The sequence below is a fragment of the Lacticaseibacillus yichunensis genome (assembly GCF_003946405.1).
Taxonomy (GTDB): domain Bacteria; phylum Bacillota; class Bacilli; order Lactobacillales; family Lactobacillaceae; genus Lacticaseibacillus; species Lacticaseibacillus yichunensis.
This window is the reverse complement of sequence record NZ_RHOG01000005.1, coordinates 19,489-35,050: the sequence shown is the minus strand read 5'-3', so window position 1 is coordinate 35,050 and position 15,562 is coordinate 19,489. Positions and strand designations below refer to the sequence as shown.

General features: G+C 57.2%; 12 protein-coding genes. 9 read left to right on the top strand and 3 right to left on the bottom strand.

Annotated elements, in window-relative coordinates; all coding sequences use genetic code 11:
- Positions 1 to 15 precede the first annotated feature (15 nt).
- The 6 genes from opp3b (at position 16) to EKM95_RS02700 (ending at position 8,169) form a co-directional block, all read left to right on the top strand.
- Positions 16 to 945 carry an oligopeptide ABC transporter permease gene (gene opp3b, locus EKM95_RS02725; RefSeq protein ID WP_125696304.1) on the top strand — a complete coding sequence of 310 codons (930 nt, stop codon included), beginning with the start codon at positions 16 to 18 and terminating at the stop codon, positions 943 to 945.
- Positions 946 to 979: 34 nt separating this feature from the next.
- A complete protein-coding gene (locus EKM95_RS02720) occupies positions 980 to 1,978 on the top strand; it encodes an ABC transporter permease (protein WP_125696350.1) in 999 nt (332 codons plus the stop codon).
- Between the two features lie 14 nt (positions 1,979 to 1,992).
- Positions 1,993 to 3,045, top strand: a complete 1,053-nt coding sequence (locus EKM95_RS02715) for an ABC transporter ATP-binding protein (RefSeq protein WP_125696303.1) — start codon at positions 1,993 to 1,995, stop codon at positions 3,043 to 3,045.
- Positions 3,042 to 4,004, top strand: a complete 963-nt coding sequence (locus tag EKM95_RS02710; RefSeq protein ID WP_125696302.1) for an ABC transporter ATP-binding protein — start codon at positions 3,042 to 3,044, stop codon at positions 4,002 to 4,004. Before EKM95_RS02715 ends, EKM95_RS02710 begins: the two co-directional genes overlap by 4 nt.
- 666 nt (positions 4,005 to 4,670) lie before the next feature.
- Complete coding sequence (locus tag EKM95_RS02705) at positions 4,671 to 5,873, top strand: DUF998 domain-containing protein (protein ID WP_125696301.1); 1,203 nt, start codon at positions 4,671 to 4,673, stop codon at positions 5,871 to 5,873.
- Positions 5,874 to 6,351: 478 nt separating this feature from the next.
- Positions 6,352 to 8,169: a heavy metal translocating P-type ATPase gene (locus tag EKM95_RS02700; protein ID WP_125696300.1), complete on the top strand. Its 1,818-nt coding sequence runs from the start codon at positions 6,352 to 6,354 to the stop codon at positions 8,167 to 8,169.
- A gap of 82 nt (positions 8,170 to 8,251) precedes the next feature.
- Here the strand turns inward: EKM95_RS02700 and EKM95_RS02695 are convergent, their stop codons facing one another.
- Positions 8,252 to 8,533, bottom strand: a complete 282-nt coding sequence (locus tag EKM95_RS02695) for a type II toxin-antitoxin system Phd/YefM family antitoxin (RefSeq protein WP_125696299.1) — start codon at positions 8,531 to 8,533, stop codon at positions 8,252 to 8,254.
- Positions 8,534 to 8,660: 127 nt separating this feature from the next.
- Here EKM95_RS02695 and EKM95_RS02690 point away from each other — a divergent pair, with 127 nt between their 5' ends.
- Positions 8,661 to 9,344 (top strand): SGNH/GDSL hydrolase family protein, encoded by a 684-nt coding sequence (locus EKM95_RS02690; RefSeq protein WP_125696298.1) that lies wholly within the window; start codon positions 8,661 to 8,663, stop codon positions 9,342 to 9,344.
- Positions 9,345 to 9,441: 97 nt separating this feature from the next.
- Here EKM95_RS02690 and EKM95_RS02685 read toward each other — a convergent pair whose 3' ends face one another.
- Positions 9,442 to 10,815, bottom strand: coding sequence for a glycoside hydrolase family 1 protein (locus EKM95_RS02685; protein WP_125696297.1), 1,374 nt, complete (start codon positions 10,813 to 10,815; stop codon positions 9,442 to 9,444).
- Between the two features lie 347 nt (positions 10,816 to 11,162).
- Here EKM95_RS02685 and EKM95_RS02680 point away from each other — a divergent pair, with 347 nt between their 5' ends.
- Complete coding sequence (locus EKM95_RS02680; protein ID WP_125696296.1) at positions 11,163 to 11,876, top strand: GntR family transcriptional regulator; 714 nt, start codon at positions 11,163 to 11,165, stop codon at positions 11,874 to 11,876.
- 21 nt (positions 11,877 to 11,897) lie between these two features.
- Entirely contained in the window at positions 11,898 to 13,649 is a 1,752-nt protein-coding gene (locus EKM95_RS02675) for a glycoside hydrolase family 2 protein (RefSeq protein WP_125696295.1), read from the top strand.
- Positions 13,650 to 14,790: 1,141 nt separating this feature from the next.
- Here the strand turns inward: EKM95_RS02675 and EKM95_RS02670 are convergent.
- Positions 14,791 to 15,498, bottom strand: coding sequence for a GntR family transcriptional regulator (locus EKM95_RS02670; RefSeq protein ID WP_125696294.1), 708 nt, complete (start codon positions 15,496 to 15,498; stop codon positions 14,791 to 14,793).
- Positions 15,499 to 15,562: the final 64 nt, after the last annotated feature.

Sequence of the window (15,562 nt, the reverse complement as noted above, 5' to 3'; positions counted from 1 at the left end):
CAAAGGAGACCTCATATGATCAAATACATTCTCAAGCGGATCGGGTACCTGATCTTGACGCTGTTTCTCGTGGCGAGCATCACCTTCTTTCTGATGAAGCTCCTGCCAGGGACGCCGTTCAATAATCCGAAGCTCACGCATGACCAGATCGCGTTGTTGAACAAGCAATACGGGCTGGATAAGCCGCTGTGGGTCCAATTCTTCCAGTACATCGTCGGCATCGCGCATGGTGATTTTGGCCAGTCCTATCAGTATGTCGGCGAGCCTGTGTCGACGCTGATCGCCACCCGGGTCGGCCCGTCGCTGCAACTCGGCGCCCAGGCCATGGTCGTTGGTACCATTCTCGGCATCCTGCTGGGTGCGATCGCGGCGATCCGGAAAAATACGTGGGTCGATTCCGTGGCGACAATTTTCGCCATTCTCGGCCGCTCGATTCCAAGTTTCGTGTTTGCCGCCTTGCTCCAGTTCTTCGTCGCCTACAAATGGGGCCTGTTCCCCGTTGCGCTGTGGGAAAATGGCTTTTCCTCAAGCGTTTTGCCGACGATCGCGCTGGCCATGGCGCCCTTGGCCAATACCGCGCGCTTCATGCGAACGGAAATGGTCGACGTCTTGAACAGTGATTACATCGAGCTCGCCCGGTCCAAAGGCGATGCGAAGTGGCAGGCGGTGGCCTGGCACGCGCTGCGCAACTCGATGATTCCAATCGTCACCATCATCGGGCCAATGGCGGTCGATCTGATGTCCGGCTCCATGGTCGTGGAAAATATTTTCGCGATTCCCGGCATCGGCGAGCAGTTCGTTAAGTCGATCACGACCAACGACTATCCCGTCATTATGGGCCTGACCATCATGTACTGCTTCATGTTGACGGTGGTCATTCTCATTGTTGACATCCTATATGGCTTCATTGATCCACGAATTCGACTGACAGGGGAGGCAAACTAAAATGGCAGATGCGAAAAATCAATCAGCGACCGCCATGGCTTCGCTGCCAAAAGACGCGTTTGAACCCGCCCAAGTCGACAAGACTGAAAAAGAACGTATCGCGGCGCCGGCTTTGACCTTTACCCAAGACGCGATGCGCCGGCTGCGCCAAAACAAGGCTGCAATCATCTCATTTTGGATCTTGGTCGTGATCGCGGTGCTGGCATTCGGCTCGTTTTTCTGGTCCCCAGCGGATCCTAATCACCAGAACCTGACTTATTCTTACCTGCCGCCAAAATGGGGCAACCTGAATATTCCGGGGCTCAACGGCTGGAACAACGGCGTGGATGTTTACAAGGCAAATGGCATTAAGGATGGCGTCTATTTTCTGCTCGGCACCGATGGCTTTGGCCGCGACATGCTGAGCCGGCTGCTGGCAGGGACGCGGGTGTCCTTGATCATCGCGATCGTCGCGACCTTCTTTGACCTGTCGATCGGCGTCGTGTACGGCATCATCTCAGGCTGGCGCGGCGGCCGCACCGATATCGTGATGCAGCGTGTGATCGAGATCATCTCCTCCGTGCCAAACCTGGTCGTCGTAATCTTGATGCTGCTGGTCTTCAAGCCCGGCCTCACCTCGATCATTTTGGCCATCGCGCTGTCCGGCTGGGTCACCATGGCCCGCCTGGTGCGCGCCCAAACCTTGCAGCTCAAGGACCAGGAATATGTGCTGGCCGCCCGCACGCTTGGGGAAAGTTCGGTGAAGATCGCGCTGAAGCATCTGGTGCCGAACCTGAGCTCCACCATCATCATTCAGACGATGTTCACCATTCCGTCGGCGATCTTCTTTGAAGCCTTCCTGTCTTACATCGGCATCGGGATTCCGTCGCCGCAAGCCAGTCTGGGGACGCTGCTTTCCGACGCCCAGCAGAACCTGCAGACGCAGCCGTACATGCTGGTGTTCCCGGCGATCGTCATCGTGCTGTTGATGCTGGCGTTCAACCTGCTCGGCGATGGCCTGCGCGACGCGTTTGATCCGCGGTCATCTCATTAGAAAGGGGCGGCATAATGGAAAAAATTCTTGAGGTCAATCATTTGACCATCGATTTTAACACCTTCGCCGGCCCGGTCCATGCCATTCGCGACGTCTCGTTTCACCTGAACAAAGGCGAGACGCTGGCCATCGTCGGAGAATCCGGCTCCGGCAAATCCGTCACCATGCGCACGGTGATGGGCTTGCTGGCGACCAACGCCAAGATTGAAGCTGGCGAGGTCAAGCTCGAAGGCAAGGACATTTTGAAAAAGTCGGAAAAAGAGCTCAACGCCATGCGCGGCAATGACGTCGCGATGATCTTCCAGGATCCGATGACGTCCCTTGATCCGACCATGACCATTGGCAAACAGGTCGCAGAACCACTGCGCCTGCACACCAAGATCTCGCAAAAAGCCGCGCTGAAAGAGGCGGTCCGGGTCCTTGAACTTGTCGGGATTCATGATGCCGCGCGCCGGCTGAAGGATTACCCGCATCAATTTTCTGGCGGGCAACGCCAGCGCATCGTTATCGCTATTGCAATCATCAACCATCCCAAGGTCCTGATTGCCGACGAACCGACCACCGCGCTGGATGTGACCATCCAGGCCCAGATCATTCACCTGCTCCAAGAGATCCAACATAAGATCGACACGGCGATCATTTTCATCACCCATGACCTGGGCGTGGTGGCTGGCATCGCGGATCGCGTCGCCGTCATGTACGCCGGCAAGATCATCGAGTCCGGCGATGTCGATGAAGTCTTTTATAACCCGCAGCATCCCTATACCTGGGGCCTGCTGGAGGCGATGCCGACGCTTGAGACCAAGCGCGACCGCCTCTACGCCATTCCGGGCACGCCGCCGGATCTGCTCGACCCGCCCAAGGGAGACGCGTTTGCGCCCCGCAATCGCTATGCGATGAAGATCGACACCGAACAGGAGCCACCATTTTTCCAGGTGTCTCAGACGCATTATGCAGCGACATGGCTGCTGGCGCCCGGTGCGCCGACCGTTGAACTGCCGCCGGAGATCGTGCGCCGGCGCAAGATATGGGCGCAGAAACACCCAAGTCAGGAGGCCGCCAAATGAGCGAAGACACGCGTGAAAAATTAGTCGAAGTCCGCGATCTCGTGCAGACCTTCAACGCCGGGAAAAAAGATGAGGTCCGCGCCATTCAAGACATCTCCTTTGACATTTATCGCGGCGAGACATTGGGGCTGGTGGGCGAATCCGGGTCGGGGAAAACGACGACCGGCCGCTCGATCATTCGCCTGTATGACCCGACTTCTGGCACCGTCAAGTTCGAAGGCCAAGACATCGCCAAGTTGAAAAATGGCAGCAAGGCCATGCATCAATTCCGGCGCCAAATGCAGATGATCTTCCAGGATCCGTATGCGAGCTTGAACCCCCGCATGAAGGTCAAGGACATCATCGCAGAGGGCCTGGACATTCACCATTTGGTCAAGTCCGAAAAAGAGCGCGATGACCGTGTCGCCGCGTTGCTGGAAGAAGTTGGGTTAAACCCCGATCACGCCACGCGCTACCCGCATGAATTTTCCGGGGGCCAGCGTCAGCGAATCGGCATCGCCCGCGCCCTGGCCGTGGAGCCGGAATTCATCATCGCCGACGAGCCAATCTCGGCGCTGGATGTGTCCATTCAGGCCCAAGTGGTCAACTTGATGAAGGATATTCAGGATAAAAATGGCCTGACGTATCTGTTCATTGCGCATGACTTGTCGATGGTCAAATATATTTCCGACCGGATCGCCGTCATGCACAATGGCCGGCTGGTGGAGCTTGCGTCTTCCGATGAGGTGTACACGCACCCGCTTCACCCGTACACGCAGAGTCTGCTTTCCGCGATTCCGGAGCCGGATCCGGACACGGAGCGCCGGCGCGTGCTGGTGCCGTATGATGCCAGCCAAGCTGAGGGCGATGACAAGGCCCGAAGCATGACCGAGGTCTTCCCCGGGCACTTCATCTACGCCGCCACCGACGAGGTCGCCGGCTACCAGCATGCTGCCCAAGCGGCGCACGCAAACGACTAAACTGCTATTGTTCTGTGGCGTCCACCGCTTCTTGGTGGACGTCTTTTTTTGTTGTGTTGGCCCCCGGGTGGGCGCCGGCCAGAAATCGGCTGGAACGCTCCCAAGTGACTTTGAGCCCGCGGAGAGCGCGGTCTCAAAGCTCACTTTCGGTGTAAGCGGCAGAGCCGCCAACACCGACGAGGGGGCTGAGCCGTTTCTGGCCGGCGCCCACCCTTAGATCCAGGAATCAAGCTGTTTGCCGGAAGCGGTGACTGTTAGTGAGGGATAGCGGTTTAGTCGAATGCGGCTGGTCGCTGTTTGAGTGGTGCAGAGTAGCGGGCGACCTTGTCCGTGGATGCTCGCTGATGCTGTGACGCGGCTTGACGGTTTGATCCTCGATTCGGCCTTGGATGTGCCTGTGTCTTCGCCTGGCCATGTGCATCGAGTAGGCCAGTTGTGTTTGTGGCCTGCTATTTATATAGAAGGAAAAATTTCGATTACTCGGATGTCCGCCCTTCGCATGGCCGGTCCGACGCCCTTGTTGCCTCTTTTTTGTGGTTGGATGAGACCGACCAGCCAAGTTTATTGGGCGGTGTGGCCCGGTTCTTGTGACTATTTTTCCCGTGTCGCGGGTTTTCGCCGGCGAGATTGCTATAATAGTTGAGAGTTTAGCAGAGGAGAAGTGGGATGGCACAGAGTAGTTCACATAAGAAGATCATGGTGGAGGTGCCGGATGCGGTGGCGAGTCAGCTTGCGATTCATCCGGGGGACGAGTTGCAGCTGAAGGTGCGGGGCAACACGCTGAGTTACACGAGTGGGGTGGTGTCGCCACTTCGGCAGCGGTATTTGATCATTTGGCCGCTGGCGGTTGCGCTTGTGATGGGAATTGTGGCGATGGTGTATGCGTCGGTGCAACATCTCGGGTTGATGCCGCTGGCCGGTGATAACTCGGTGGCCTCGCTGACCATTATTTTGGGGTTGATCTCTGGGTCGCTTTTATTTATTGGCTTTTTCATCAAGTCGCGCAATGATAATGCGAACCGATTCTCTAGCAAAATATATTGGCGAAATTTTCCCACGATCACGTTGTCACTGGTGCTGATCTTGGGGCTCGCGTTGATCGGGATTTTCTGGGTGCTCGGGGAGCTTTTTCCCACGGCGGCGTTTGACCGGTTCACGTCGATGTTGATCTTGGTGATCTTCGATTTTTTCGTCAATGCGTTTATGGTTGCGGCGGCTTTTCGCATCAATGGACGAATTCTCACGACGCTTTTGACCACGGTCATCATCGGCGGGGTCGTGATCTCGATGGCCTCCAATGGGCAGCGTCACTGGTGGCAGCGGAACCTCAGTTTTCTGGGGTCGCCGGAAGCGGCCAACAGTTGGCAATTTAATTTCACGCTGATCTTGTCGGCGCTGATCATGGTTGCCTTGATCGATTATCTGTTTGTGTCGCTACAAGAAGTGATGGCGCGGACGTGGCAGTTGAGTCTGCTGCGGGTGATGCTGACGCTGACGGCGGTGGATCTCGGCGCGGTCGGGGCGTTCCCGAACTTCACGGATACGCCGTGGCTTCACTGGCTGCATGATTCCGTGTCGGGGATGCTGGTGTTTCTGATCGTCTTTTTGATCATCGGGTTGCGCTGGCTGTTGCCTGGGGTGACAAAAGAGTTCCTGTGGTTATCATACGGGGCAGGGATCTTCCTGCTGATTCTCAATTTCGGCTTTCGGCTGGTTGGGTATCCCTCGCTGACGGCGTTTGAGGTGCAGGCCTTTGCAATCGCGTTCGGTTGGCTCTTGATGTTGTTTGGCCGCCTGCAGACGTTGGTGGAAGAAGGCCCAACTCCGCAAGTCGTCAAGGCAGAAGCGCGGACCCGACACCATAATTAAAGGGTGCGGAGGTGCGCGGGATGGTCGAGCAGCTAGGCTAGCCTGGCGCTTGGGGCGCACTAAGCCCCGAGTGACTGGCGTACCTAGCTGCCTCGAGCATGCGCACCGAAGCCCAACTGGGAAAGGGTGCGGAGCGGGCTGGGAGGCCTGAGCAGATAGTTCGGCCTGGGCGGTTGATGGCGCACTTGGCCATCGGGCGACCGGGTTGACTATCTGTCTCAGACCTGGCCCGTGGAGCCCAACTGGGAAAGGGTGCGGAGCGGGCTGGGAGGCCTGAGCAGATAGTTCGGCCTGGCCCACTGTCCTCTATAGAGCGATTTAAGGACACGCAGCCGCGTGTCCTTTTTGCTACAATTTTGACAAAAAAGCGCGCTATATCCGGCGGTTTCACGTGAAGCGACGAACTTGTCCTAGACTTTTCAGATTGGAATGGTTATAATTAATTAGAAGTTACAAAGTACATAAGGGGGACATGAACATGCGTGAGTATCGACGGCTTTGGGCAGTGTTGGCAGTAGGGGTAGTGGCCCTGATCTGTGAGTTTGGATTGGGGCAGGCGCTTTGGGCACAGGGCGTCATCACCATTTTAGGCTCGCTCATCGCGCTTTTGATGCTGATCGACATGATCAAAACGCTTCGCAGTGGCTCGTTTGGCGTGGACCTGCTGGCGATCACGGCGGTCGTGGCCACGCTGGCCGTGGGCGAATACTGGGCATCGATGATCGTCCTGTTGATGCTCACCGGTGGGGATGCGCTGGAGGACTTTGCGGCGCGCAAGGCGAACTCTGATCTGAAGAGTTTGTTGGACAACACGCCGACGACGGCCAATCGCTTGGTCGATGGGCGCGTTGAAGAGGTCGATGTCGACGTGGTCCAAGTCGGGGAGGCAATCGTGGTCAAGCCGGGCGAGCTCGTGCCAGTCGATGGGGTGATCACGGATGGCGACAGCATGGTCGATGAGGCCAGCCTGACGGGCGAATCGCGGCCGGTGGCGAAAACAGTTGGCGATGACCTGATGTCGGGGACGGTCAATGGCGACGCGGCGCTGACCGTGCAAGTCACGAAGCGTGCGGCGGATAGTCAGTATCAGGGGATCGTCAAGTTGGTCCAGGAAAGTGAAGCCAAGCCTGCCCATTTTGTCCGGATGGCGGACCGCTATGCGCTGCCTTTCACGATCGTCGCCTATATTATCGCTGGGGTGGCCTGGGCGTTGGCCGGTGATCCCGTTCGCTTTGCGGAAGTGCTGGTCGTGGCGTCGCCGTGCCCACTGATCTTGGCGGCGCCGGTGGCCATGGTGTCGGGGATGAGCCGCACCAGTCGCGACGGGATCATTGTGAAATCCGGCACGGCGCTGGAGAAATTAGCCATCGCCAAAACGGTTGCGTTTGATAAAACAGGCACGATCACGCAAGGCGTTTTGGACGTGGCACGGATCGAGCCCACTGCCGATTTTTCCAAGGAAGAATTGATGACGCTGACGGCCAGCGCCGAGCAGCAAAGCACCCACATTCTGGCGCGTTCGCTGGTTTCGCATCTTGGAGCGACCAAGCTGCGGCCGGCCAGCGATGTGGAAGAGGTGACTGGCAGTGGCGTGCGGGCCGTGGTGGATGGGCATCAGCTCGTTGTCGGCAAGCGCGCGTTCGCCGGGGCGACGGAGGACGCGAATGATACCGCCGTTTACGTTGGCGTCGATGGCCAATATGCCGGGTATATCACATTCACCGACATTGTGCGGCCCGAAGCAAAGGAAACGATCGCCGCGCTACACCAGCTGGGCGTGGCCGACACAATGATGATCTCCGGCGACAGCCAGGCAATCGCCGATGAGGTGGCGGCGCAGGTGGGGCTGGACACGGTTTACGCCGAGCAGTTGCCCGCGGATAAGATCGCGGTTTTGGAAAAAATCGATCGTCATGGCCGGCCGGCGGTGATGGTCGGCGACGGGGTGAATGATGCGCCATCCCTGGCCATTTCCGATGTCGGCATCGCGATGGGCGCGCATGGGGCCACGGCCGCCAGCGAAAGCGCCGATGCGGTGGTGCTACGCGACGACTTGACCAAGGTCGCATCTGCCATGATCATTGCGCAGGACACGATGCGCATCGCCCGAGAAGCTGTTTTGATCGGCATCGCAATCTGCACGGGGCTGATGCTGATCGCCAGCTCCGGTATCATTCCGGCCATGATCGGCGCGCTGTTGCAGGAAGTCGTCGATACCGTGACGATTCTTTACGCGCTGCGGGCCCGGACTGGGCGGCGCGACGCGGATCAGGTCACGGCAAGCGTCAAGGCGTAGGGTCACATGGAATCAAAAAACAGCAGTGCGCCCTGGGTGGGGTGCGCTGCTGTTTTTGAATCCGCCGTTTTGACGTGCCTGATCAATAGAACTGCTTCCAATAGGCATCATCGGCTTCAACGATCGGCTCAGTATCGGCCAATACCTCGCGGCGATTTAACTGATCCAATGCGACGGCATATTCGAGCGACTCAGGGCGGGCGCAAAGGGCGGTTTCAAGCCATACTAACTTCTCCAGCGAAAGAATCGCCACGGCTCGTTGATTTGGCCGGACAATAGTGAGCGTTTCATCTTGGTTGTTCACGCGGTTGAGGGCAGTGTTGAAATGCTTGCGAAATTTAGCTTGAGACATCGTGATCGGCATTCTCATCATCCCTTATAGACTCTATTTTCCAGACTGATCCGCTTTCCGTCAAGCGCCTAATTTTCCTCCTCGCTCACCCGCATTCGTGGTACGATGACCCAAAGCAAACTGTTTTGGAGGCATCCTCATGAATCTGACTGGCAAAATTCTGTATAGCTTTGGCGACTCCCTGATCGCCGGGCACGAACTGAACTATGGGCTACTCGATGATCTGGCCGCCCGGCATCAGCTGGCCTGGCAAAATTTTGCGCAAAATGGGGCGACCGTGGTGCCGACCAAGCCGACCGATCACACCTGGCCAAGTGACAATCAGGTGCCAGACATCGCAGCGCAGGTCCAGGGCGCGCCGAGCGAACAGCCAGATCTGATCATTTTCGATGGCCTGGTCAATGATTGCATGAGTTACATCGGTCAGTTGCGCGCGATCGGGACGCCGGCGCTGGGTTATGCGGACGCCGATTTTGACCGGAACACCTTCGCCGGGGCGTTTGAGCATGCCTGCTGGACCATGCGGCAAAAATATCCGGCGGTGCCCATTTTGTACGTGAGCGTCCATCACATGCCGAACATCCCGCAGCCACTGCAAGATCAGGCCCATGCGCTGGCGGCCTTACTGTGCGCTAAGTGGGCATTTCCGGTGGTCGACGTGTATCGCGCCGGCACGATCAACACCTGTCTGCCGGCGATGGCGGCTGAATTTTCTTACAACGGGCGGCCGGTCTTTCATGGCGGGGACGGCACGCACCTGAACAAGCTCGGCTACCAGCGCTATTACACACCGATGCTCGAGGCGGCGCTGGCGGCGGTCTGAGGAAAAATCGGTGGCGGACGGCGGCCACTGCCGGCAACCAGAAGCCAACCAAAAAGCGCTGAGCCTAGGCCCAACGCTTTTTTTGTCCATTTCAAAATTAATCCAGATCCGCGCCGTTGCTCTCAATGACGTGTTTGAACCAGCCGTACGACTTCTTCGGCACGCGCTTCATGTCCAGCAGGTCGTGGTTGGTGCGGTTCACGTAGACCATGCCGTAGCGTTTGTCGAAGTTGCCACCGGAGCTTGGAATGTCGATGAGGCCCCAGCCGAGATACCCGAGCACCTTGACGCCATCCTGCTGAACCGCGTCGCGCAGTGCTTCAAGATGGACGCGATGGTACTGAATGCGATAGTCGTCCTGAATCTCTTTGCCCTGATAGTTTTCGCGGACGCCGATGCCGTTTTCGATTGGGAACATCGGAATGCCGTATTCGTTGTAGACCTTGCTCAGGATGTCGCGGAAGCCCAGTGGATCGACGTTCCAGCCCCATTCGTTATAGCGCGTGTACTTGTTCGGCACGCCACCATAATCAAGGTAGCGCGTCGGCACCGTGCCCACCGGGACCTTCGTCGAGTCGATGGAATCGCTGCGGTAATAGGAAAACGCGATGAAGTCTGTTTTCACCTGGTCGAATTGCGCTTGGTCGGCGGCCGTGAAGTCCATGTCGATGTCGTGGTTCTTGATGAAGGTCAACACTTCATTGGAGTAGCGGCCATGGGCATAGACATCCAGTAGGTTGCGATTGAAGAATTCGTTGATCTGGCGCGCGAACAAAATATCTTCCGGATTGTTTGTCGCCGGGTAGCATTCCTCATACGCGAGCATCCCGCCGATCTGGGCCGTGGAATGCGCATGCAGGTAGTTGGCGATCTCGACATGCGCGATCATCACGTGATGGGCGATGGTGAAGATCTCCTGATCCGTGTCGCCGCCTTCCAGCACGCCAGCGTAATGCTTGGCGTAGGTCGTTGAATAGAGGTTTTGCTCGTTGAAAACGATCCAGTAGGGCACCTTATCGGCAAAGCGGTCAATCATTTCCTTGCCAAAGCGAATGAAGGCGTTGGTCACATGCCGACTCAAAAAGCCGTTCTCTTTTTCCGCCAGCGCCAGCGGCATATCGAAATGATACAGGCAGATCATCGGGGTGATGTGGCGCGCGATGAGGCCATCGATCAAGCGGTCGTAAAACGCGATGCCTTCCTCATTGAAATCCCCGTCGCCGGTCGGGCAGACGCGACTCCAGGAGATCTGGAACCGATAGCAAGTCATGCCCGCGGCCGCCATCAGATCGAAGTCTTCATCGAAATCGTGGTATTCATCGATCGCGACCTTCCAATCGCTCGAATTTTCCGTGGCTGGGCGCACGTCATAGACTGACTTGCCCTTGCCGCCTTCGTTCCAGCCGCCTTCTGTCTGCATGCTGGAGGTCGAATTCCCCCAGAGAAACCCTTTTGGCAATGCTTGTCCCATTTGTTGGACTCCCTTCAATTGTGTGCTGTCCTCATTATAACGGCCTCCCGCGACCGCTGTAAACACGCTTTCAAATAAATGTATATACTATTTTGTGGCGAAATGCAAAGCGAAGGCATAGACTATGACTGACGGATACTCGCCAGCATTCGCTCAAGCCCATAGATGACGAGTGGAAAATCGGGCGCCACCGCCATTCATGGCGCATAAAAAGGGTGCGGAAGCTCGCCGGATGCTGGAACAGTTAGGTCGGCTCAGAGACTTGGTGGCGGTCCTGGCCACCGAGCCCCTGAGCCGCCTAGATGTTTCCACCATGCGAGCTGTAGCCTGACTAGAAGGAGACACACATGTATAAATATCAAGAGATCGCAGAAAAACTGCAGGCGCTTTTCACCGACGGCACCTATGCCCCAGGCGCCCAGTTACCGGATCAAGAAACACTGGCCAAGCAATTCGACACGACCCGCATCACCATTCGCAAGGCGATTCAAAGCCTGATCATCGAAGGGGTCGTTTACACAAAACGCGGCGCCGGCACATTTTTACGCAAGGACTACAACCCCAACGCCGCGCGCCAAGCCGCCAGCATCGAAGCGCCGCTGGGGACCACTTTTACCTACCAGGACCGCCAAGTCTCAAGCCTTGTGCTTGGGCTGGAGGCGCGGCTACCTGCGCCGGATGAGGAGGAAAATCTCCTGATCGACAGCGGCACGCCGGTCTACGACATTCGCCGCGTGCGCTATCTGGATAAAAAGGTATACGCCTATGAACATACGATCATGCCGACCAAGATCGCGACCCTGACGGAGCAGGTGCTGCTGGGCTCGCTGTACAGCTATCTGCGCGATGTGGCGGAGATCGAGATCGCCGGGGCCCATCGTCAGGTGTTTGCGATCGAAGCGGGGATGCCCGATGTCACGGCCGGCGTGGCCAAGCGCATCGGCGAACCGGTGCTCGTGATCAAGCAAGTGGCGTATACCGACAGCGGCGAGCCCTTCGAGTATTCTGAGAGCCATTTTCCATTTAAGACCAGTCGCATCGTGGCCGATGTAACGCTGTGACGCAAACCTGGAGGCGGGGACATGGAAAACAAAATTCATAATGAAAAAACCTTGCCGCTGGATGATTACCCGCGGCCCCAGCTTCAGCGGCCGACCTGGCAGAATCTCAACGGTTGGTGGCAATACGCGATCACCGAGATGGCGCAGGAACCGACGCAATACGACGGCCTGATCCTGGTGCCGTATTCGCCGGAGACCAAGGCCTCAGGGGTGCAGCGGCCGGTTTCGCCGACTCAGACCCTGTGGTACAAGCGAACGGTGACGGTGCCGGCGGTTGAAGCCGGGGCGCATGTGCTGCTACATTTCGGGGCGGTGGATCAATTCTGCCGGGTCTTTGTGGATCGGCAGTTGCGGGTGACGCACCGAGGCGGGTACTGGCCGTTCACAGTGGAAATTACAGGCGGGGCCGCGCCGCGGGACGTCGAGTTGATCGTCGCCGTGCAGGATCACAGCGACCAAGGCCTGGAAGCATACGGCAAGCAAAAATTGGCGCATGGCGGCATGTGGTATACGCCGCAAAGTGGAATCTGGCAGACGGTCTGGCTGGAAGTGGTGCCTGCGACCTATTTGACCGACCTGACGATCACGCCGGATGTGGCCGCCGGAGCGGTGACTGTTGCGCTGACGACAAATCGGCCGGCGTCTGCGCTGACCGTGCAGGTGCTGGCCGATGGGGAACCGGTTGCCGGCGCGCCGATCGACCCGGCAAGCGGCTACGTGACCGTGTCGCTCCCTCGGCCGCATCTATGGACCCCGGCCGACCCATTTTTGTACGATGTGGTGATCACGGCCGATGACGATCAGGCGCAAAGCTATTTTGGCCTGCGCAGTTTTGCCCGCGGCCTGGATGCGGCGGGGCGGCCGGCGTTTTTGCTGAACGGGCAGCCATTTTTCCAATCCGGTCTGCTCGACCAGGGCTACTGGGCAGCCGGCCTTTACACCCCGCCGTCCGACGCCGCGGTGGTCCGCGAACTCACTGCGATCAAGGAAATGGGCTTCAACATGCTGCGCAAACACATCAAGATCGAGCCGCTACGCTGGTATTACCACTGCGACCGGTTGGGCATCTTGGTCTGGCAGGATTTTGTTTCCGGCGGCGGGCCATATAATGATTGGCTGATTCGTATTTTGCCATTCGTCGGCGCCCATTTTTCCGACCAGGATCCGGCGCTGCTGGGCCGCGGGGAGGCGCGCAGCCGGGCGGTCTACTTGCGCGACGCCCAGCGCACACTCGATCTGTTGAAAAATACCGTCAGCATTTGCACCTGGGTCCCGTTCAATGAGGGTTGGGGGCAATTTTCCGCCAATGAGATCGCGGCAGAGGTGGCATGGCGCGATCCGACGCGTTTGGTGGATCAAGCCTCGGGTTGGTACGATCAAGGCAGCGGCGATTTTCGCAGCCATCATAGTTACTACAAGCCGTTTCGCCTGGTGAAAAACGCGGGTGCGCGCATTCAGGCCCTCACCGAATTTGGCGGGTACGCGCTGGCGGTGCCAAACCACATTCAGGTCGACCGGGCATTTGGGTACAAGTCCCTTGCAGATCCAGCGGCATTGCTTTCGGCCTTGACCAAGCTTTATCACAGTCACGTGCGCGCGAATATTCCGCGAGGCCTGGCCGTCGCGATCTACACCCAGGTCAGCGATGTCGAGGATGAGATCAACGGCCTGTGGACCTTCGATCGCGCCGTCTGCAAAATTGATCCAGCCGCGCTTGCCGCTTTGAATGCAGACCTCCAAACGACGTTCGAAGCTGCACAAAGTGGGGTCTAACTGGCTGCGGCTTGCTGGCAAAACGGGACCTGATAAAACGCCAATGAGCCGCGTTACTGTGGCGTTTTTCACAACCGGACGTGCACAAAATAATTGTTGAAAAATAGTTGACAGTAAGCGCTTTCGGGTTTATACTTTTTGCATCTTAAGAATGGGTGCTGCAAGGTGGCCGGAAAATGGCGCAGTTTGTTGCAAGACCCCGTGTCTTGGACGAGACGACGCGCGGTGATTCTTCCGGAGCCCACCGCGGCACCAAAAAATCGGACTCGCAGCAAGACGGCGACCGTCACTGGGAAGGCCAACCTGCCTAGTCACCCTGGGTACACCAGGCAAATGAACAAGTACTTCCGGAAAAGCCCGGTACCACTGCGGGCTGGGACGCCGATCACGTCCCCCTAACGAGTTGGAAAACAACGATTTGGGAGATCTAAAAAAATCCCTTCATCAAGGCCGTATTAAGTGCGGTCAAACGGCCAGGACCAATCTGACAAACGAGGGCCGCTGAACAGACGCCCTGACCCGAACCAAAGATCGACCCAAGCGGCGTGACGCCCGCCTGGGGATGTTGCATCGGTAACAGGAACAAAATAGACCGATCCAGTCGAGTGAGACGGCTGGATCGGCCTTTTTTTGTGCAGTCGACGGGGACTTGCCGCATGCGAAAGCGGCGAGGAAAGGCGTGGCAGAGGACTTGAGCGGGTATCGCGCTGCAAGTCATTATAATTTCACATGCTGAGTTTACCTGAACTAAAAAGCGGGCTACGCAATGGCGCTGGGTCAGCATTCGCACTTTCCCGAAGATGCCAGTTTGTTTAGAATCAATTCAAAGTTGGATATGAGGGTGGGCTCCGGCCAGAAACGGCTCGTTTCGCATGTCTTGGCGTAAGGCATAAATGCCTAACGCCAAGAGCAAGCCCCCTCGTCGGTGTTAGCGGCTGTGCCGCTTACACCGAAAGTGAGCTTTGAGACCGCGCTTTCCAGCGGGCTCAAAGTTGCTTGCCGCTCTACTACGGTCGCCAGCCGATTTCTGGCCGGAGTCCACCCGGGCGATACCTCAAACGGTTTTCGAATCCCAAACCGCACAAACATGCCCATCGTTGCAGGCAAAGCCCACAACCTGAGATGATAGAAGCGAAGCCCGCTAGTTCGACGCGAGGTGGGCCGAGTGGAAGTAGAAGTTCAGCCCCGGGTAGTCATAGATCGTCCGCGAGAAATTAAACGGCACATTGTTTTTCGAGTAGCTGACCTGCTCGAGCATCATCTTTAGCGTCCCGACCGGCGCGTGAAGCAGTTCGGCCTGATCCGGCTCAAGCGAGACCTGGGAAATGAAGTTCTCGCTCGACGAGATCTCGATATCATAAGTATCGCGCACGAAATCCAAGATCGAGGAGTTGATGCTGTCAGTGGAAAGAAACGGGATGACGTCCCGCATGTAATACGCCTGTTCGTAGCAGTAAAGCTGCGCGTTCAGGTAGCGAAGCCGGAAGATTCGGTATAGATCGAGGTCCGCATCGATGCGCAGTCGGCTGGCCAGGTCGATCTCGCCGGCCTTGACGCGGTCGAAGGTGACGACTTTGCTGGTCAAAATACCGCCTGCCAGCAATTTTTTCCCCACGCCGAAGGACAAGTTGAGCGTGGCCTTATTTTCCAATTGGGTTTGGTTGATGAAATAGCCTGATCCCTGTACCCGGCGAAGAAGGCCACGTTGGTAGACGACGTCGATCGCGCGCCTGATCGTGTTGCGGCTGACGGCGTATTGTTTCATCAGTTGCTGTTCGGTCGGTAATTTGTCGTGAAAATTGCCAGCCTCGATGGCGCGAATCAGATCTTCTGCGATTTCGTGATACATGACAGGCCTCCAAAAAATTAAATGGTAAGTACTTGTAAAATTTGTTCCCACGTATTATTATAGC